We start from the raw sequence: 21,345 nt of genomic DNA on the forward strand, positions 1-21,345 counted from the left end.
CATCTCGGTTTAGAAGCCCTAAGGGCTATTAAATATGAATACCAATTTAGGGGGAATTCACAAATGTCATGGAAGAAGCTAAGTGTTATTACGTTAACTGCGGCAATGGCGGTATCCGTATTCAGCGGCTGTGCCAAGAAAGAAGAGACGGGCAGCCAAAGTCAATCCAATAGCCCATCTGCAACTGAGGAATTGGTAGATCTTGAAGTCTGGTACTCGAATCTCGGGTATAAGCCAATTGAGAAAGGCAGCAAACTATATGAGTTTTATAAAAAGGAACTCGGTGTCGGTGTCATCCACCCTTATGTGGAATGGAACGGCGGGACATCATATCTGAATCAATTGAATTTGAAAATTGCAGCGAATGAAATGCCAGATATGTTCTTCCCGCAGCAAGGTATGGAAGCAAGCCTAGCCAAGAACGGTGCTATTGCGGATTTGACGGACCTCCTTCCCAAATATGCACCCAATCTATGGAATGCTATTCCCAAAGATGTGTGGGAGATTGTGAAGGCTAATGATCCTACAGGTCAAGGTCGCATTTATTATGTGCCTGGTGTGTTGGATTATGGAAGAATGGGCGGATTGATCCGCAAAGATTGGCTGGATAAAGTCGGCCTGCCGATGCCGAAGACGCAAGAAGAGTTTGTCAAAGTGCTGGAAGCATTCCGGGATAAGGATCCGAACGGTAACGGTAAGAAAGATGAACTTCCGACAGGCGGTCGTGAGCAGGCAGCATGGATGGATGAATTGTTCGCCATGTATGGCGTAGCTATGAATGAAGGTAAACCCGACTGGGACATCTACGATGGGAAGTTGACTTACGCAGCTGTGACTCCAAATATGAAAGCTTCGTTGGAGTTTATTGCCAAGCTGTATAAGGACGGATTACTGGATAAAGAGAGCCTTTTGAATAACAAGGCGCAATGGGACGGCAAAATCGATTCCGATAAGGTAGGTATTTATTATCACTGGTCTGAGGATGCTGGTGGACATGTGGAGAAAATCTTCAAAAACACCAACGTGAAGGGTGACTACTCCGTTCTACCTATCCCAGAAGTTCCAGGATTCAAAGGATTCTATACGCAGAAGAAGATGGGAAGCCCGATCTGGGTTGTCAAAAACAATAAGGATCAGAAAAAGCTGATGGCTACCATGAAGCTTTTGAATAATCTGTATGACAAGAGCAAATGGGAGAATTTGTTCTACGGTGCTGAAGGTATGCACCATGAAGTGAAGGATGGCAAAAAAGTGTCCATCGCCCCAGATAAGAGCACGCAAGAGAATAAGCTGTTCCAACCATTTAACGATCTAGATACGCTGGAATACAAAACAAATTTATTGAAAAATGCGACTTCACCTGAGCGTGTATGGGCGTTAGGGCAAAATACTAGAAACATGGCGGAGAATCAGAAATACGTGAAAACGATTGCGGGAGACGGTTTGCCTGCTAGTATCTATGATGGTTTTGCGGATATTAATAACCGTACACTGTATGTCGAGTACGCGACTAAGATTATCCTTGGGCAATATCCGATCAGCAAGTTTGATGAATTCGTCGAGAAGTGGAATAAGTCCGGCGGGGAAGAAGTAACGAAGCGTGCAAGAGAGTGGTATGCCAAAGTGAAAAAATAATGTACGGATGATGAGTTCTCAAAGAGGCAGTCCTAGTATCATGGACTGCCTCTCCATTTTAGAAAGGGAGGGTTCATGATGGAAAGATTTGCAAGAAGAAGCTTATCGGCTGTGCTAGCCTTGACGATGGTGATCAGCTTGTTCACTGGGCTTGGCGTTCCTATCGCGAAAGCTTCTGCCCAGCAATACAATGTAATCGCTTCCCAAGATAACTTTGTGAGGAAAACGGTTTCTAGTCCCGATTATAGCAATATGATTAATGGTGGGGATGGCGCCAATAAACCTCAATACCTGAACGTCAAAGAAGCAACAAGGGAGGCTTATCTTCAATTTGATCTAAGCAATTATCCCGAGCATATCACGTCGGCTACTTTGTACTTGTACGGTAGAAACTCTGAAACTGCACCTAATACGGTAACAGCAAAAGTATATGGCGTGAATACGCCGAATGCCGACAATTGGAATGAGGGCACGATTACTTGGAATACGAAGCCTAATCTCGGAACTAATGTAATCGGTTCCATGACATTTCCTCCTAACCTATCAGGTTCTGCTTGGGCAAGCCTAGACGTGACCGCTTTTATCCAAAGTGAGCTTACTGCGAATAAAATTGCCACGTTTGCTGTAGCAGGCTCGAATGCGTTGATCCGACTTGAATCGCATACCACGAGCGTTAATGATACAACAGGCCAAAAAGCCAAGCCATATCTTGTGATCAACGGTACGCCAACTTTGAAATCGGTTACATTACAATCCGACGCTACATCTATCGGCCTGAACCAGACGGCCAACCTCACAGAGACGGGGATGTTGGATACGAATACGCCAGCGAATTTGTCCGGCGCGACCGTCCAATATGCGAGTGATAGTCCACATATCGTAATTGATAACCCCTCTGTTGGTGTAGCTAGGGCCGTCTCTAACGGTACCGCCAATATCATAGCATCCGTCACCCTGGATGGTGTCACAAAGACGGCTACCATTTCGCTTACCGCTGACGGTGCTGCACCTGCCGAAGTCACCAATCTGTCGGGAAGCTTGGTTAACGGTGAGTACCTACTAACTTGGACGGATCCGACGGATGCCGATTATGCTGGTGTGAACATTTATAATGGGAACATACTTCTCAGCACTGTGGCCAAAGGCAGTGGAGCCTTCCAAGCAGCCAATCTGAATGCTGGTCAGTCCTATACGCTCACCTTCAAGACATCGGATGTGGCGGGCAACCTCTCGACGGGATCAAGCTACACGTTCGTCTACGAGGAACTGAATATCCTGAAGGAGGTTACATTGTCGCCAAGCGCGGATACGGTGAAGCCAGGACAAACCGTTTCGTTTACTGTAGCCGGAAAGATGAAAGACGGATCGACGGCGGATCTGTCACAGGCAACCGTAACCTATGTGAGCAACAACGGCAGCCTTGCGTTCGCGAGTGCAGGAAATAGTGTGGCGAATGCGGTCTATGCAGGACCGGCCAGTATCAAAGCGGTTGTTACGCTGAACGGCATTACGCAAGAGTCGTCACCCGTGTTGGTTCGGGTGTACCCTGTTGCTCTGGATCAGTATGATGAGCTGAGACTCAAGTATGTTCAGAAGCTGACCGGCTATAACCCCGACGATTCGTATGACATGAACGATCCGGATATCAATCAGATTATCCGTTCCTTGGACGGTGATGCCAAAAACTACTGGGACTCGCTGAATAAAACGACCTATACTTGGGCGGATTTGACATCAACGACCAAGTCGGTAGAGTTGGCAACGGCATCGGCACGGCTGAGAGCGATGTCTAAGGCATGGGCGACTTACGGTTCGGTTTATTATCAAAATGAGGCGTTGCTTCACGATATCCTCGATAGCTGGGATCGTTTCAATGCGACGCGCTATAACGAGAACATCGCTATGTATGACAATTGGTTCGATTGGCGGGTCAATGTGCCGAACAATATCAATGACTCTATGATCCTTTTATACGAGACGATTCCATACAGTGCCCATCCCGATCTAATCGATAAGTTGAACAGGGGCATTGATAAGTTCGACCCTTCGGCGTCGTACACCGGGGCAAACCGTGTGTACATCAGCAAGGCACTGATTCTGAGAGGAATTACTGGAAAGAACAGCAGCAGAATTCAAATGGGTTCTAACGGATTGACGGACGTGTTTCCGAATGTGAAGTCTGGCGACGGGTTTTATGATGACGGTTCTTTCATCCAGCACGATTATTTTCCTTATGCGGGTGGATACGGCAAAGCACTTCTACAGGACATCACGGATACATTATGGCTAGTAAGCGGCAGCGAATGGGATAATGAAGACCCACAGAAGTCGAATATTTTCGACTGGTACTTTGAAGCGTTCGACCCTAACATGTACAAGGGACAAATCATCAATGCGATCGACGGCAGGGAAATATCCAGAGAGTATACCTTCTTGGGATATGGCATCGTCAATGCGCTGCTGACACAGGTTGAACTAGCCGGAAACCCATTTGTGGATAAGCAGAAAAGTGCGATCAAATACCATATTGAAAACGCAAGCGTCCGATCTTTTCTGAGCACATCAACCATCTGGAGTATGCAAAAAGCCAAGGAAATTCTAAACGACCCGATGGTTCAGGCATACACGCCGCCGAGAGGCAACTTTAATTTCTACAATCAAGACAATGTGGTCCACAGAGGCAACGACTGGCTGTACAGCATCTCGATGCATTCTGACCGCATAGCGAACTATGAGACTGTAAGCAATGAGAACCTGAAGGGCTGGTATGAAGCCGACGGAATGACGCAGCTATACCTAGATCCCTTGGATTATCTGTCTCTATTCTGGACCACAGCAGATCCAAGCCGATTACCAGGTATTACTGTCGACCGAGATATGAATCGGCCTGCAGCTACATCCGCCAACCGTCCATATGTGGATATAAGCAAGTTCGCAGGTGACGGGGAGCTGATGACAAACAGCTGGGCCGGCGGCGTATCGATGGATCGTGAATACGGTACGGCAGGCATGGACTTCAAACAACATCATTATTCGGATATGGATGTTTCGGCCAAGAAGTCTTGGTTTATGTTTGACGATGAAATTGTGGCGTTGGGCGCAGGCATCACTAGTTCCTCCGATAGACCCATCGAGACGATTGTGGACAATCGCCCCTTGAATGCGACTGGTGACAATGCACTAATCGTCAATGGCACAGTTGATCATACACCCATGGGACAGCAAGCGCAGCTGGACGACACCCAATGGATTTATCTTAACGGTACGGGGGGATACGTATTCCCTGGAGGTACGGATGTTCAGATGCTAAGAGAAGAGCGGGAAGGCAAATCGAAAGATATTAACGAGAAGTTCTTCTTCCCCGGTTATGATGAATTCAACAGTGCCAACCGTGCAACCAACTGGTCATGGCTTCGCGAGGACCGGACGCATTATGCCCTGACAGGCACCGAGCTGCAAATTACTTCACAGCAGGGAACCTTGCGGGAGAGCGCCAATTCCACGCCGAACCTGTTCCAGACCGCAGCACCTAAGGAAGATTTCTATCTCACAACGTCGCTAGATTTCTCGCCGACGCAGCAGGGGCAGGAAGCAGGCATTCTCATCCGCAAGGATGACGACAATTACGTATCTGTGGTCAAAGGGATGACCGCCCAGGGCTCCCGAATTATCGCTGTCAACGAGATCGATGGGATTGCTCAGGCCGTTGACTTCCCTATCCCTGCAGTAGTGACGGGGGACGTATTCCTGAAGATTGACAAAAGCGGCGATCAGTATACGGTTTATGCCGGCGGCAGTGAATCGTCTTGGGGCGAACCCCTATACACGTTCACGAATCCTTTAGCCGGTACGGATCGGCTCAACCTGGGTGTGAAAATGGGACTCTATGCGCAAAGCGGTACAGGGACGATCGTGGAAGCGTTGGCCGGCTTCGATTTCTTCCATATCTGGCATACCCGTAATTACATGACGCTATGGTTGAATCACGATGTTAAGCCTCATGATGCGGCATACAGCTATATTCAGCTGCCTAAGATGGATGCCGCAGATGTTGCTGTCTATAGTGGGACGCCAGATGTAACGATTCTTTCGAATACTTCTGACGTACAGGCTGTAACGGATACGACATTGGGCATCACAGGCATGAATTTCTGGAAGCGAGGGGTATTGGGCAGTGTCAAAGCGAACGATCCCTCCTCCCTCATGGTAAAGGAAGCTGGCAATGAACTGCAACTTGCGGTTTCTGATCCGACCCACAAGCAGGACAAGATCAGCTTCGAGATCAAGAAGCAGGGATTAGGTGTAATCAGCAAGGATAGTACAGTGACTGTACTTCAGCTGTCTCCGACGATCAAGTTCGAGGTGGATACGACGGTTGACCCAGGGAAAACACATAACGTGAGTTTCATGTTCGATCCGTCTACGGAAGTCGCTGACTTTACGGTCCCCGTTCTGGAGTCGGCAGAATTCGATGCTGAATTCAGAGTTGTCGAAACTGGAAGTTCCACAGCTGCGGTGTTGACCGCAACGTTGGACGATCAAGGTGCGGTGGATTTTAGTCAGGCAGGCGTATCGTATTCCAGCAATAATGAGACAGTTGCTGTTGTAGATTCGGCAGGAACTATCACGGCAATCGGTCCCGGAACAGCTGAGATCGAAGTTGTAGTTGATCTGAATGGAGTCACGAAGACGGCAAAAGTACGAGTGCTGGTACCTTCGGCCAATCCGACGGTAACAACACGGTTTCCGGACAAGGATACGTTTATCCGCTCCGGTATTTATCAAGAGGATTCGTATGGCAACGAAACGAAGCTGTATGTGAAGAACGCAGGGGGAGACGATTTCCGGGAAGCTTATTTCACATTTGACCTGAGCGGCATTGCCGGAGAAATCGAATCGGTTAAGTTCCATGCGACGGGAAAATTGGAAGATACCGGCGGCACCTTCGTCGACACCGTTGTGAAACCTGTTCTGAACAGCTGGGACGAAGCTTCGGCCAAGTATACAAACAAGCCGTCGCTGGGTAAGGCGATTTCAGTAGAAAACCGATTTACGAATATTGAAGCCGATAAAAGCTACGATATTACAGATTTTGCAAGGAAACAGCTTAAGAACGGATCTATGCTCGATCTGGCACTTGTTCAGGAAGTGCTCGTAGGGCGGAAGATGTTCGTTTATTCTAGCGAAAACACAAGCAAACATCCTTATCTCGAAGTGGTTACTCACGCATATGACGGAGCCGTTCATGATGCAGCTATCGATCCAATATCAGTAAATTTCGATGAAAATGTGAGCAGCCCAGATTTCAAGGATATCGCCATAGCGGTATCCCTGAACGGCAACCGTCTGGAAAGCATTAGTGATGGCAGCGCAACATTGGTGGAGGGAAGGGACTACTCGGTTGTCGGCAACCAGGTTACCTTGAAAAAAGCATATCTAGTTGCGCAGTTGTTAGGTTCACTGGCACTGAAGTATGAATTCAGCGCAGGGGCTAATGTATCGCTTGTGGTTACTATCACAGATACAACACCTCTGCCTAGCGCTGATGCTTCTCTTGAGGCTTTGGCGTTGAGCGAAATGACACTCAATCCCGGTTTTAATACAGAAATTGCGAGTTATTCCGCATCAGTGGAACATGATGTGACATCTACCGTGATCACGGCCACGGCTAAGGACAGCGCAGCTGTTATCGAAGCGACAGATTTGGGAGAAAAGGTGCTGGCTGTAGGGGAGAACATCTTCACTGTTCACGTAACCGCCGCTAGCGGAGCAACTTCCGCATATATCGTCAAAGTGTACCGTGCTGAAGCGGCAGGAGGAGGCGATTCGGATGAGGAATCAGGTTCGGCGCCAAGCGCTCCAACCACGCCAGTCACACCTTCCGATTCCAATCCGGTGCTTGTGAATGACGCCGACGGCGTGAAGGTGACAGGCGCAGGGGAAATAGAGACGCGACCGGACGGTACCAAGATCACCAAGCTGCAAGTCGGTTCGGAAACATTGGCTCAGGCCTTTGAAATGATTGAGGGACAATCGCAACAAATGATTACGATTCAAGTGGATGCCGAGCATGCGGGTATGAGCGTAGTGCTGCCGGCATCAGCGATAGCCCAAGCAGCCAAGAATGTACCATTGGCCGCTATCTCCATCCAGGCTGGCAAATACGGTTATGTTTTGCCTGTTGATGCGATCCAGCTGGCAGATGCGGCGAAATCGGTAGGAACCGATATCAAGCATTTAAATATCGTAGTCTCCATCGAGCAGGTCGATGACACGAAGAGCAAGGCTATTGAAGATAGCTCCCGTGTTGCCGGGGTTGAGCTTCTGGCAGCGCCTGTCGACTTTCACGTCAGTGTGGAAGGCAACGGGAAGACGCAAGAGATCGACAACTTCGGCAGTATGTATGTCTCCCGTTCCGTTGTTATAGAGGGATCTGTGAACATCGATCAGACAACGGTTCTGCTGTATGACCCGGCAACGGGCAGCCTGACTTTCGTACCAGCCACTTTTAAGGTCAAGGATGGCCAAACGACAGTAACTATTATTCGCAATGGCAACAGCATCTACACGATTGCCAAAACGAATAAATCGTTCACGGATCTTGCACAGCATTGGGCGAAAGCGGATATCGAACAGCTGGCTTCCAAGATGATCGTGAACGGCGTAAGTAAAGATGTCTTTAGTCCGGATCTGAGTATGACACGTGCTGAGTTTGTCACTTTATTAGTACGAGGGCTTGGTCTTAAGGAGGATCGAAGCACGTCGCACTTTGCGGATATTTCCAGTACGGCTTGGTTTGCTGGTTCAGTCGGAGCTGCCGTGAATGCTGATCTGATCGACGGCTTCGAAGATGGAACCTTTCAGCCGAACGGAACTTTGACACGGGAACAACTGGCCGTCTTAATGGTCAGGGCTATCAAGACGGTAGATGGGAAAGCAAAAGCAAGTGTAAACAGTGAACACATACTTAACCAATTTACCGATCGAAATGCTATATCCAGTTGGGCAGTCACAGCCGTCGGCGAAGCATTGAACTTGAACATCATGAGCGGTATGAGCGATACCGCATTCGAGCCTTCCGCTGAAGCTTCGCGGGCTCAAGCTTCTGTCATGCTGAAGCGGGTATTACAGAAGCTTGGGTTTATGAATTAACAGAAATGCGCCACAGCTGAAATCTCACGGCTGTGGTTTCTTTCGTAAAGGAGGGGGAGTCTTGGAGCGACAGTATCGATATTTTGAGCGAATCATAGCCTATATGGAAGGGAATTATATGAAGGATTTGTCATTGGAGCAGCTGTGTGCAGAGGTTTCCTTAAGTACCACCTATGTCAATCATATTCTCAAAAGCTGTACCCATCGGACTTTTATCCATGTATTAAATGAAATTCGGATTAAGAAGGCTTGTGAGTATTTGGAGGATGATCGGTTGAAAGTTAGAGAAATAGCAGAAAAAACGGGGTTTCGAAGCTCGAAATATTTCATCAAAATCTTTAAAGATATGCAAGGGGTTACACCTGGACAATATAAACGGTGAACAATAGGAGTGGACGGCATTTCATCCGTCCCTCCTATTTTCAGGAACTTGGTGGTAAGTAATGATGCAATAGCTATTGCCACCTTTACTTACCTTCTCGATACATCAAGGGATTGAGCGGACTGTCGATGAGATCGCCTGATTTCAGGCCTGGCATCCAACGGGCAAGGTCGTTTTGACGCGCTTTTGTGTCTGGTTCAAGCACTGTCGTCCGATCTGCCACGTAGATGATGGTCATGACTTCGCGTGTGTTAGGCGTCGGATTGCCAGGTGCGCTGTGCAAGGTCCAGCCTGCGTGAAACGTCGCATCACCGGCCGCCATCGCACCATATGAAACAAGTGGGTAATTCTCAGCCTCAATATGCTGGGCGAGCGTTTTGTGCGATTCGTCGGAAATGACCAACTTGCTAATGTACCCACGCTTATGGGAGCCGGATGCAAACTGCATGGAGCCCACCTCCTGCGGGATGTCGACCAGTGGCATCCACAGCGTGATCGTATTTTCGGTATCGACTGGCCAATAAATCTGATCTTGATGCCATGGGGTATGCCCGCCGCCCGGTTCCTTGAACAGTGCCTGATCGTGATACATACGCACACCGGAGACCCCCATCAATTGTGCGGCAATTTTGGCGAAACGGCGCATGAATACGAGCGGGCGGACGGCTTCACTGATCTCCCATAGGTTGCTAATCTGAATGAACGCCTTGCCGTAGGTATCTCGTTCGTGCAGCGGACGGGTTTCATTGTTTAGCCGAGTCACTTCCGAGTGGATGATGGGGCGGTACTGATTGATTAAGGACGGATTAGCCACGCCTTTTAGAAGCAGATGTCCATCCTTCTGATAGGAGGCGATTTGTTCCTCGGTTAGTACATAAGTCTGCTTCGTCTCTTCATCAATTTGAATATTGTCGTTCATTTAAAGTCACTCCTTCTTTAGTGTTAATTCAACTATAACGCAGAAAGAGAAGATAATATTTAGATAAAGGAGGGAATAAGTTGGACTTTTCCGATATCTTTTTCCCGAGAGAAAGAAAGTGCATGGCGGCGGATTTGTCGCCAAGCGTTCATTGGGCTCAACGTCACATAACGAAACGCAGCAAGGAATATCCTGAACGGTTGATTTACGATCATGAGCTTCTCTATGTACAGACTGGGGATATCGAGGTGTATGTTAACGGCAAGGTTTATCATGCCACAACCGGCTCACTGGTGTACTTCGGTGCCGGTGTTCCTCATCGGATAAAGGTGCTTAAGGGAAATGAGGCCAACTTTCTCGGCATTCATTTCGATTATTTCGATGAGCATGACGTGGCGCGAGACGAGGATATTATCGTCGTCGAGCCGAATCCCAGGCTGGAGCGGTTCTGTGCGGAGCCAAAGATCGAGGAACTGGCTGTGCCCTCTGAGATTCCGGTCAGGATCCCGCCGGCATCCATTGTCGCTGCCATGGAAATGGTTATCGAGGAGTTTACGCTCAGGCAAACGGGGTATGAGGCGATCGTTCGGGGCTATATGCTTCAAATCGTTGTCGAACTGCTGCGAGTTCCATCTGGCGAGGCGATGGAAACATCGCATTTGGTAAAGCTGGAAGAACTACGTCAGTGGATTCAGCAGCATTACAGCAGTGACTGTTCAAACACCGCTCTAGCGGCGCGTGCCAATTGGAACGAAGATTATCTGGCGAAGCTATTCAAAGCCGCATTTGGGCTTACGCCAAATAAATACGTGCAGTCAGTCCGTTTGAGGGAGGCTAAGCGACTGTTGCGGGAATCGGCTCTTTCCATCGAGGAAATCGCTGGTTTGATGGGCTATGCTGATCTTCATTACTTCAGTCGGCTGTTTAGTCAAAGAGAAGGGATACCGCCTAGGGAATATAGACGGCTGGCATCCGTTTATTAATACCAAGGACGACGGATTAATCCGCCGTCCTTGGTATTCTCATTGATTTAGGTTCCCTGATATAACACTCATAAATGATTCACCATCCAAATAATTGGGGGTAACACGGCCGTCGGTCATGGTGTTATTCGTAACTTGGACATTGCTGATGGACCAGGTGCCAGTGGCTTGAAAGCAAGTGATCAAGCCGTAACTGTTCCCGTCAGTGATCGTCAACTGATTATGATCAATGTAGAAATTGTTGAAATAATTCTCAGAGGGCTTGCCACTCGTATAATTGATAGCAATGCCAGATGCCTTGGAATTGGTTGTCGTGTATGAGATCTGCGAAATAGTGTTATTAATGATATCCAGTTTATTACTGGCGCCTTTTGGATAATCCGGCCAATAAGCAATGGACGCATGCTTGTTGTTGGACAGCGTATTCGCTTTAACGACGCCCGTGCTGCGCATCGAAATGGCGGATCCGTCAAGACTGTCGTGAATGCGATTGTTTTGAATGGTCATATCTGGAGCCTTTGCATAGATGCCGTGGTAAGGAGCGCTGGAGCATTTCCATTGTCGGTGATGTTCCTTACTGTTGAGTTTTTTATTAGAATATTGTTGGAATTGGAGATTAGCATACCTAGATCATTGCTGACATTATGGATGGTGGTGCCGATAATCAATATATTCTCACGAGATACGACTTCCAATCGTGTGGTTTTGTCTACATTTTGATATACCCAATTCCATGAACCTGAGGGCCAACCCGTTGTATCCACCGATGTTAGCTTCCATTGCTGCGTAGTCCAACCACTATACGTTACATTTTTCACGGTAACTCCGTTACCGGCGGTATCTCCGGTCAGCGCCTTCCCATTACATTCCAGCTTGAAATACCCGTTGCCTAGATCCGTAATTGTCCACTGCTGAGTGGTCCAACCACTGTAAGTCGCCGTTTTTACCGGATCCCAATCGGTGGAACTGTTCAAGGTTAATGCTTTGCCAGCTGCCTCAATTTTATACTTTCCATTTCCTATGCTTGTAATTGTCCAAACACTCCCGCCTTGTGTGGCGTTTTTGCTGTAATTATTCACATTGCTCCAATCCGAGATGGATGTCACCTCTGCGAAATAAGCGTCATTGTTGTGGCTGATCCGGACTTTGCCGGTTGGCGGTTCAGCAGCACTACTTCGTGTAGGATTCCATGTAACCGCTAACAAAAATACCAACGCCAAGAGTGGTAGTAAGGCATACTTGCTCTTCATAGACATAACTATTCTCCTCTCATACTCATCGATTAATTACTTGAACAGTGAATAGATCCACCAGTAGTAAGGATAAACCGCAGTTGGAACCGCGTAAATTCCAATATATCGAAATACATACCTTATTTTAAAACTCTGCTACCTTAATTAAATTTGGCGACAGAGTACGTAGATTCCCTAATTTGCACGTTCATTTTATATAATGAGCAGTACAATTTCAGATTTTGATGATTAGTTTGGGTTTTGACGATTTCATAATTGTAAGGGTTTCCATATGATGAGGGTAATTGCTTGTACGCTAAACAGCCGTGTTGCTGAACAACGCAATCATATCGAAGGGGTGATGTTGAATTGAACAAGAGATCAAGCGTATATGCGAAACGAGTGATCAGCTTGCTGCTTGCAAGCGCTTTAATTTTAGCAGGACTGCCTGCAGGTTTCTCCAAAGTGCATGCCGATAGCGGTGTGGTCGGAACGCCAGGGGGTGTGGATGCCAGTCAACTGAAATTGTGGCTGAAAGCGGACGCAGACAGCATGACCCTGAACGGAAGCGATGTAACGAAATGGCAGGACAGCAGTCCGAACGGGAATGATTTTATTAATGATGGGACGAAGTTGGCAGGGGCGAACAAAGCCCGGACGAAGCCCAAATATGTGACTTCCAATCCATCTCTCAATTTCCAGCCTGCGGTGCAATTTATCCGTTCAGGCGACGGCAGTCTTCTGGTAGATGGGGACGGGTTGTTCGCCCAGGACGAGGTCGTGGAACGCGCGAGCGTTTATGTAATGGCTGGCGGGTTGTCGGAGACGACCAAGTCGTCGAAAATATTTTATGAATATTTTCAAGAGAAGGGGAGACTAGGAGCGTACTTCCCCTTTGTAGGATCCGGCAGCCCCCCTCCTGCCCCCCAAGTTTTATGGGATTCGGGGAGTGTTACCTCAAGCAATCCGCGACTTACAACAGGGTATAGCATTCCCCTACACCAATATAACAGTTGGGGTTTTCAATTCGATTCGCAGCCGGTGACGAGCAACGTTTATCAATCCGTTACACTTGACGGTCAGTCGTATGCAACTTCAACAGCTCCACGCCTTTCGATGAAAGGAAGTGGTAGCTATCCGATGGCCATTGGCTCTGATGTCGACCCAACCGCTCCTGCCGGAAAAGCCGGATCTGGGTATGATGGACAGCTGGGTGAAATGATCGTATTTAACGGTGCGCTGACTGCTATGCAGCATGATCAAGTGCAGACGTATATGGCCCTTAAATTCGGAACGCCGTTGAAAGGGAAGGACTACGTCTCAGCAGGGGCTTCTTCACAAGTGGTGTGGCCGTATACACTTAACACGACATTCAGCCATAACGTAGCGGGCATTGCTAGGGATGATGAAGGCGCACTGGAGCTTGATTCGAGCAGAAGCAGTGAAGACCCAACCGTTTCGCAAGTGATCATAAGCGCAGCCCAGGCTTTGAACGACAAGCAGTATCTGCTCTGGGGAGATGACGGGAACACGGCGCCATCTGTTCCATATGGCTCAGGCTTCAAGCAATCGTCACGCACCTGGAAAGTTCAGAATACCGGCAATGTCGGCGCAGTGCAGGTTGCGTTTCCGGCAAGCCTGCTGCCGCTCGGCGGACTGCTCTTAACGAGCAGCACCAGTGATTTCAGCAATGCGGCTACTTTGCCTTTAAACGCGGTTCAACTGCACGGCGAAAGCTATTATGCGACAAATACGCAGCTTGCTGACGGTTCATATTTCACATTTGCCGAGAAACTGCCGGATGTACAGCTATCCGCGCTAGGGGCATGGGCGGGCAGCCAGGCTCTTGCCATGATGCCGCCTTTTGCGCCATCCAAGCTTGACGGCTATGAGGTAATCGTTCCTGCGGAGGCCGACGCTATTCGTCTGGACGTGCAGGCGGATGCCGGAATTTCGTCGAATGTGACGCTGACGAACAATGCCGGGACGAATCAACCTGTAGCCGATCCGAACCAGGTTCCTATGGCGCCAGGGGTCAACAAGATGAAGATCAGCTTATCTAGTGGTGCTTCCTCGAATACGTATGCCTTGCAAGCTTACCGGCTGTCGGCCAAAGGAACGAATGGCCGCATTCCGATGAACGTGACCACGGTAAGCGCAAGTTCTTACCAACCGAACACAACGAATGTTCCGGCCAACGTCGTGGACGGGATCTGGGATAATGATGTTCGCTGGTCGGCTTCGGGACAAGGAGAGTGGCTGCAGTTCGATTTGGGGCAGCCGGAGACAGTAACGTATCTGAACATTGCCTTTCTGAATGCGATCGATCGGCTGTCTTCCTTTGAAATCTTAGGCTCAAATCAGGCGGATTTTCAGCAATCGACGGTTCTGCTGCCCAAACGAAGCTCCCGAGCACTTCGTGTAGGCGACAGTATTTTGCAGCCGTATGTACTGAGTCAGCCAGGAACCTTCCGCTATTTACGATTGGTTGGCTATGGGAATAATGCATCAGGAAGTTCAAGCAGTTGGAATAGTATTACCGAAGTTGAGCTTTACACGGGAACACCACCAGAAGTGACTGAGCCGACAGGTCCAACTGGTCCGCCGCAAGCGGGGGATAAACCGGTAGATCCGCTGCCACCAGTTCAAGTTGTCAGTGTCCATACAGCTAGCGAGCTTCAGACAGCGCTCAATCAAGCTACGCCAGGCACGACAATTGAGTTGCAGAATGGTACCTATGAGCAGCAAGGGCCTTTCATCATCAAGGATAAGCAAGGAACGGCTGCGCAACCGATTCGGGTGATGGCCGTGGAGCAAGGGAAGGCGATTATCGCCGGGGACAGCTACATGTATATTCAGAATGCTAGCTACATCAGCGTTGAAGGACTTACATTCCATTCCAGTGGCGGGTCGGAGGATAGCGAGGATTCAATGCGAAGTAGAGGTGTTTCCGAGGATATTTTAGACTCATTGAAAGGGTTACACCCTGGTGTAGAGCTTTATGACACCAAGAATGTCTCCATCCTGCGAAATACGTTTGCCTTAGATGAAACCGGGCAGAAATACAGGTTTACAAAAGGTGGGCAGACCATCTGGTGCGTAATCGGCGTGGAGAACAGCTGCCGTTATGGCAGTACCTATGATGCTGATGGCCTCGTGTATACAGGGGAAACGTCGCATACACCGGGCTCAACACTGCTCACGGATGGCGGGACGGATCGGCACTATATCCGGGTAGAGGGCAACGGCAGTCATAACCGAATTGCCTACAACGATATTGGGCCGAAGACCGGCTTTGGCGCTGCAATTACGTACGATGGCAGAGATATGGTTTCGCAATACGACGTGATTGAGTACAATTATTTCCACGATATGGGGCCGCGGGTCTCCAATGGGATGGAAGCGATTCGTCTCGGACTCTCGGGATTGTCTCTAGTGCCCGGCCATGTGACCGTGCAATACAATCTATTCGATGGCTTGAACGGCGAAGATGAGATCGTGTCGGTCAAAAGCAGTGACAATACGATTCGGTACAACACAATTCTGAATTCCTTCGGAGGCATGGTGGCTCGTCACGGTCATCGCAACAGCTTCTATGGCAACTTTATTATTGCAGATGGGAAAAAAGAAGGTACAAGCGGCTTCCGTATTTATGGGAATGACCATCAAATCTATAACAATTACATGGAAGGCTTGACTGACGACGCCATTCAGATCGATGGCGGCACAGAGGATGCCGGGCCGGATGGCGGCGAGAATCCGATGATCCGCTGGGGGATTGGCGTGAATGATGTCGCTCCGCTGAAGAGCTTGCCACCGGAAAGACAGCAGGAATTGGTGCGCGGGCATTGGCGGCAGTATAATGTGCAGGTTTTTAATAATACAATAGTCAATTTAGCCAACAAAGCCTCGGCGCTGAAAATGGCCAAACGCACATTCGAGCCGACAGGTACGCAAGTGTATAACAATGTGATTTTCAGCAATGCGGGAACGATCTTTAATGAATCCAGTCAAATAACGGTTGACGGCAGACCCAATTATGTCGGCAATATGACCGACGGTGTTGCCGCTGTGTCAGCAACAGCGACGGTTGTCAACGCTACGTACAAAGGTGATCTGAAGTTGGTTCGCAGCATGGACGGACTCATTCGGTTATCGCCATTAAGTCCGGCAGTCGATGCTGCGCAAGGCCCGTACCTGCCAGCGGATGATATGGATGGCCAAAGACGGACGAATACAGTCGACGTTGGTGCAGATGAATATGTGCCTGCGAGCGTGCTGACGCAACGTCCTCTTACGTCGGCTGATGTTGGGCCTGCCGCAGGACGGAACGTGCCGGTAGAGGTCAAGCCGACCTTAAGCAGCCTTCAAATCAGTTCGAATCTGATGCTCACACCGGCATTCAGTCCAGAGATCACTTATTACACGGTGACGGTCCCCACTGGGATTAACAGCATGACCTTGAAACCGGCTTCTGCCAGTCAGGGAGCAGCTATTCAAGTGAGCGTTGACGGTGGAGCGCTGCAAACCGTTCTCAGCGGCAGCGAGAGCAGCCCTCTCGCCATTGCCGCAAGCGGCAGTGTTGTTCTCCTGGATGTGACGATGCCTTCCGGTGTACATAAAACGTACACGATACTGACACAGCATCCAGCGGCAAGTGGTTCGTCTTCATCGGATTCCTCATCTGGCTATACACCAGCGCCTGTACCAACGCCTGCGCCGAAGCCGATACCAGAACCGAAACCGGAACCGAGCAAACCGCCTGTAGAACCGACAGGTCCATCTACATCTGTTCCAGCGCAGGAATCCTTTGCCGATGTGCCGAATCATTGGGCATCCGAGGTTATCTCGCGTGCTGCTGCCAAAGGCATCGTGAACGGTTATGCAGATGGCAGCTTCAAGCCTGACGAGCCCATGACGAGATTGCAATTCGCTGCTATGCTGGTACGTGTTCTTGGTTTGAAGGCCGAAACGTCAGCAACTACGTTTGCCGATGAGGCTGATATTCCGGCTTGGGCAACTGGAGAGTTGGGGGCAGCGCTGAAAGCGGGCATTCTCCAAGGCTATGAAGACGATTCGTTACGGCCTAATAAACCGCTCAACCGGACAGAAATGGTTGCCATGCTAATGAGAGCCTATTCCCAACAAGGCGGCATGTCATCCCAAGTCACATTTAGCGACAGTTCTTTAATCCCAGCTTGGGCTTTACCAGCTATTTCGGAAGCCGCTTCCTTAGGGCTAGTAAGCGGACGTGAACAAAATGCCTTCGAGCCGTTAGCTGTGGCAACGAGGGCAGAAGCAGTAACGATTATTATGCGGTTGTTGGATCGATAACGTCGTTTCAATCTCATGCACACCTACACATAAAGCGTAGAATAATATGCAGGAGGCCTAGCATCCCGTTTTTTTCGGGATCTGGCCTGCTGCATTTAGTGCTTTGTTCGTCATCTGAAAGGGGAATGGATATGAAACATTTTGGACTTGTACATAGCCAAGTAAATAGAGAACAATGGAACGCTTATTTCGATCTGACTGCGATAATCCAACAAGCAGATAACTGCTTGACAGCTCCGCCGGTACAAATTACCGATGAGAGGGCTCCGCAAAGTCCTGGGAACGCGCATGACTATTATTCAAATGGCGATTACTGGTGGCCCAATCCCGATACCTCGAATGGACTGCCATACGTGCGCCGTGATGGCGAGAGCAATCCAGATAACTTCCATGCACATCGGATTTTGCTTCGACGAATGCGATCTCGAGTTGCATGTCTGGCTACAGCATACCGGATAACGGGTGAGCAGCGGTACGCTTCCCATGCGATTCGGCAGCTAGACGCGTTTTTCGTCAATGAGCGCACACGAATGAACCCGCATCTGCTTTATGCGCAGGCAGTACCTGGCATCTGCGACGGACGGGGGATCGGCGTGATCGATACGCTGCATCTGATTGATGTGGCGGCAGCTGTTCAAATTCTACAACACAGTCACACATCTTTAGCAGATTCTCATGTTCTACAAAGTGTTTCCGCATGGTTCGCGGATTACTCGCAATGGATGAACGAGCATCCACAAGGGGTGGAAGAAAGAAACGAACCGAACAACCATGGGTTATGCTGGTATGTGCAGATGGCCGCGTTCGCGCGGTTGACCGGTCAATATGCGATGTTGGATTGGTGCAGAGAACAATACAAAACCAAACTATTGGTGGAACAGATGGACACAGATGGCAGTTTTCCGCGGGAGTTATCCCGGACGAAGCCCTATGCGTACTCCCTTTTTACACTGGATAATTTCGTTACACTTACGCATCTTCTTTCCACGCCTGACGATAACTTGTGGGAATTTCAGCTGTCGGATGGCAGAGGCATAGAGAAGGGGATCTCATTCTTACTTCCCTATATTGAAAATAAGCAATCTTGGCCCTATGGCCGAGATGTCGAATATGATGCAGAGTGGCCAGTAGCCATGTCATTTCTACTGCTTGCAGGGTTGGCTTACCATTCTGAAAGGCTAATTGCCTTATGGCATAAATTAGATCACAACCCGAAAGAAGATGAGCTGCGGCGTAATATGGCCATTCGGCAGCCGTTGCTTTGGATATGAGGGACTTATAATCGAGAAAGTTTCCTTCATTTTCGATATAATATACGAAAGCAGTTACAAATGGGGATAAGGGGTTAGTGCTAATGAAGTTTAATCGGATCCGGTTCAATAAACGCAGCGTCATGTTTACTTGGTTTACTTCCTATATTTCCGTGCTGCTCGTCCCAATCATCATAAGCGGAATTCTATATGCGGCTTCATGGCATGTGGTCGAATCGGAAGTAAATCGTGCCAACACGAACGCATTGAAGCAAATGGAATTGGCGATCGATAACAGTTTGGGAGGTATTGAGCGGTTAAGTCTGGAAATTTCCCTCAATAAACAGGTAAATGCGTTTATCAATACCTCATTGCCGCTTACGGATAACGATTATTACGATTTAGTCAGCATTTCGAATGATTTGCGGGTGTACCAGACTGCGAATGAGTTCATTGAACAAATTTATCTGTATTACAAAAATAGTGATACAGTCATCTCCACACGTAATCGGACAGACAGCCGCCAATTGTTTCAGATGTTGGACGGACAAACCTTGAAAGGCTATGATGCTTGGAAGTCGTTTCTGGATAATCGCTATGTCCATTCCTATATGCCAGTGACGATGCAAGAAGTTGACAATTCTTACAAAGCTGTTTTATTTGCCAAATCAGTTTCTTTAGCGAATCGCGATCAGCCAGGAGCAGTGCTCCTATTCGTTATGAAAGATACGAAACTGCTTGCCAATCTTCCGCCATCCGAAGCGACATCTGTTGCATTGCTGGATAACGAGAACCGACTAGTTGCTTCTAGTGGTCTTGAGCAAAGGCCGCAATTTCTAACATATGACAAGTTTACTGGCGAAAATGGACTCTTTTACGGGGATGTAGCCGGGGAACAGGTCGCTGTATCTTATACCACTTCAGCTAGGACAGGCTGGAAATACATGTCGATGATTCCTGCTGAGCGCTTTGATGATAAGATGAAATACATGAAAAGGCTCGTGTATGCTAGCATTTTGCTGAGCCTTGTGCTAGGCGGGGTGGTTACCTTCCTGTTCCTTCGCAAAAATTACAATCCGATTAATCTCCTCATTCGCAGTTTCTCGATGAAAGCAGGGATTTCATTTGCCGAGGGAACGAATGAGTATGGCTTCCTGCAAGATGCGCTGAACAATACATTCGCGGAGAAAGAGCAAGTAGATCGCCGTTTGCATCAGCACCGCGATGCCATTCGCTCTCATTTTCTACAAGGGCTGCTGAAGGGAAATCTCGAGCAGGACATTCCTGTACATGAATCGCTCTCAGCCCACGATATACGGCTGTCTTCGCCTCATTTTGCTGTACTCTTGTTCCACATCGATCATTTTGGCAAATTCCAGGAAGATGTCACGATAGATCCACAGAAGGTGAAATTGATGCAGTTCATTCTGATGAATGTGGTCGAAGAAGTGATCGGCAGCCAGCATCGGGGATTCGTAACTGAAATGGATGACATGCAGGCATGTATTTTTAATTTCAGCACGGGACAAGACCCGGAGGAGCTGCAGCAGGTTGCCGATCAGGTGAAATTGTTCCTGCTAGATCATTTCCATGTACATTTGACGGTGTCCATCAGCGGAATTCATTCGGAGTTGTTCGGTATTGCCGGGGCATATCAAGAAGCTCTGTCGGCGATGGCCTATCGACTTGTAGTTGGGGGCGGATCGATCATTCGATACGACGAATTACCGAGTTCCGAGGCTGCCCATCAGGCCGGAAACTATTATTACCCATTACATGTGGAGCAGCAATTGATTAATTTTGTCAAAACAGGAGATTATGAGAAGTCGAGCGCAATCATTGAGCAGATCATAGAAACGAATGCATCCAATGCGGTATTATCCGTACCGCTCGGCAAGTGTCTCATGTTCGATCTAGCCAGTACAATGTTGAAAACGATGAATGAAATCGGCTCGCAAGGCAATAAAACGTCCTTTATTGAACAGTTTCATCCTGTAGAGCGACTATTTGGATGTGAAACGATGATAGAGATGAAAGGGGAAATCCTCTCGATTCTTGAGCAAGTCTGCCAGTCCATCCAAGCTGAGCGCAAACAGGAGCACAGTCCGCTAGCTGAACTAGTAAGTTCATTTGTGAAAGCCAACTATGCGGAAGATAATTTGAACATTTCGATGATTGGGGAGAAGTTCGGGATCACACCATCCTATTTATCTAAACAATTTAAGGCACAGACCGGCGATGCTCTGCTTGATTTTATAAGTCGAACACGGTTGGAAGAGGCCAAAAAGCTGCTAACCGAACAATCACTCTCCATTATGGAGATTGCGCGTAAGGTTGGCTATGCGGATATCAATACGTTTAATCGGACCTTTAAGAAGTTTGAAGGCATTACACCAGGGAAATATAAAGAACTGAAGTGATACAGTACCGGATGTTTAGGAGTCGTACAAGCTTGCTT

At 48.5% G+C, this 21,345-nt stretch carries 10 protein-coding genes; 7 read left to right on the forward strand and 3 right to left on the reverse strand.

Annotated elements, in window-relative coordinates:
- Positions 1–63: 63 nt before the first annotated feature.
- From ASG89_RS13795 to ASG89_RS13805, 3 genes are all read left to right on the forward strand, one after another.
- The gene (locus ASG89_RS13795) at positions 64–1,635 is read left to right on the forward strand and encodes an extracellular solute-binding protein (protein ID WP_057311286.1); all 1,572 of its coding nucleotides are present in this window, start codon (positions 64–66) and stop codon (positions 1,633–1,635) included.
- Between the two features lie 75 nt (positions 1,636–1,710).
- On the forward strand, positions 1,711–8,787 hold the full coding sequence (locus ASG89_RS13800; RefSeq protein WP_082593165.1) for a polysaccharide lyase family 8 super-sandwich domain-containing protein: 7,077 nt from the start codon (positions 1,711–1,713) through the stop codon (positions 8,785–8,787).
- 61 nt (positions 8,788–8,848) lie between these two features.
- On the forward strand, positions 8,849–9,169 hold the full coding sequence (locus tag ASG89_RS13805; protein ID WP_057311288.1) for a helix-turn-helix domain-containing protein: 321 nt from the start codon (positions 8,849–8,851) through the stop codon (positions 9,167–9,169).
- Positions 9,170–9,254: 85 nt separating this feature from the next.
- On the opposite strand, the gene ASG89_RS13810 is transcribed toward ASG89_RS13805, so the two are convergent.
- Positions 9,255–10,088 (reverse strand): phytanoyl-CoA dioxygenase family protein, encoded by an 834-nt coding sequence (locus ASG89_RS13810; protein ID WP_057311289.1) that lies wholly within the window; start codon positions 10,086–10,088, stop codon positions 9,255–9,257.
- Between the two features lie 80 nt (positions 10,089–10,168).
- Between ASG89_RS13810 and ASG89_RS13815 the strand changes: the two genes are divergently transcribed.
- Positions 10,169–11,071 (forward strand): AraC family transcriptional regulator, encoded by a 903-nt coding sequence (locus ASG89_RS13815; RefSeq protein ID WP_057311290.1) that lies wholly within the window; start codon positions 10,169–10,171, stop codon positions 11,069–11,071.
- Between the two features lie 39 nt (positions 11,072–11,110).
- Here ASG89_RS13815 and ASG89_RS13820 read toward each other — a convergent pair whose 3' ends face one another.
- Both ASG89_RS13820 and ASG89_RS13825 read right to left on the reverse strand, forming a co-directional pair.
- Positions 11,111–11,578: a hypothetical protein gene (locus ASG89_RS13820; protein ID WP_057311291.1), complete on the reverse strand. Its 468-nt coding sequence runs from the start codon at positions 11,576–11,578 to the stop codon at positions 11,111–11,113.
- Positions 11,575–12,327 carry an RICIN domain-containing protein gene (locus tag ASG89_RS13825; RefSeq protein WP_057311292.1) on the reverse strand — a complete coding sequence of 251 codons (753 nt, stop codon included), beginning with the start codon at positions 12,325–12,327 and terminating at the stop codon, positions 11,575–11,577. Before ASG89_RS13825 ends, ASG89_RS13820 begins: the two co-directional genes overlap by 4 nt.
- A gap of 345 nt (positions 12,328–12,672) precedes the next feature.
- Here ASG89_RS13825 and ASG89_RS13830 point away from each other — a divergent pair, with 345 nt between their 5' ends.
- The 3 genes from ASG89_RS13830 (at position 12,673) to ASG89_RS13840 (ending at position 21,307) form a co-directional block, all read left to right on the forward strand.
- Positions 12,673–17,637 (forward strand): chondroitinase-B domain-containing protein, encoded by a 4,965-nt coding sequence (locus tag ASG89_RS13830; protein ID WP_057311293.1) that lies wholly within the window; start codon positions 12,673–12,675, stop codon positions 17,635–17,637.
- A gap of 131 nt (positions 17,638–17,768) precedes the next feature.
- A complete protein-coding gene (locus ASG89_RS13835; RefSeq protein ID WP_082593166.1) occupies positions 17,769–18,908 on the forward strand; it encodes an alginate lyase family protein in 1,140 nt (379 codons plus the stop codon).
- Between the two features lie 83 nt (positions 18,909–18,991).
- Entirely contained in the window at positions 18,992–21,307 is a 2,316-nt protein-coding gene (locus tag ASG89_RS13840; RefSeq protein WP_057311294.1) for a helix-turn-helix domain-containing protein, read from the forward strand.
- Positions 21,308–21,345: the final 38 nt, after the last annotated feature.

Origin of the sequence: Paenibacillus sp. Soil766 (assembly GCF_001428105.1) — a bacterium.
Taxonomy (GTDB): domain Bacteria; phylum Bacillota; class Bacilli; order Paenibacillales; family NBRC-103111; genus Paenibacillus_E.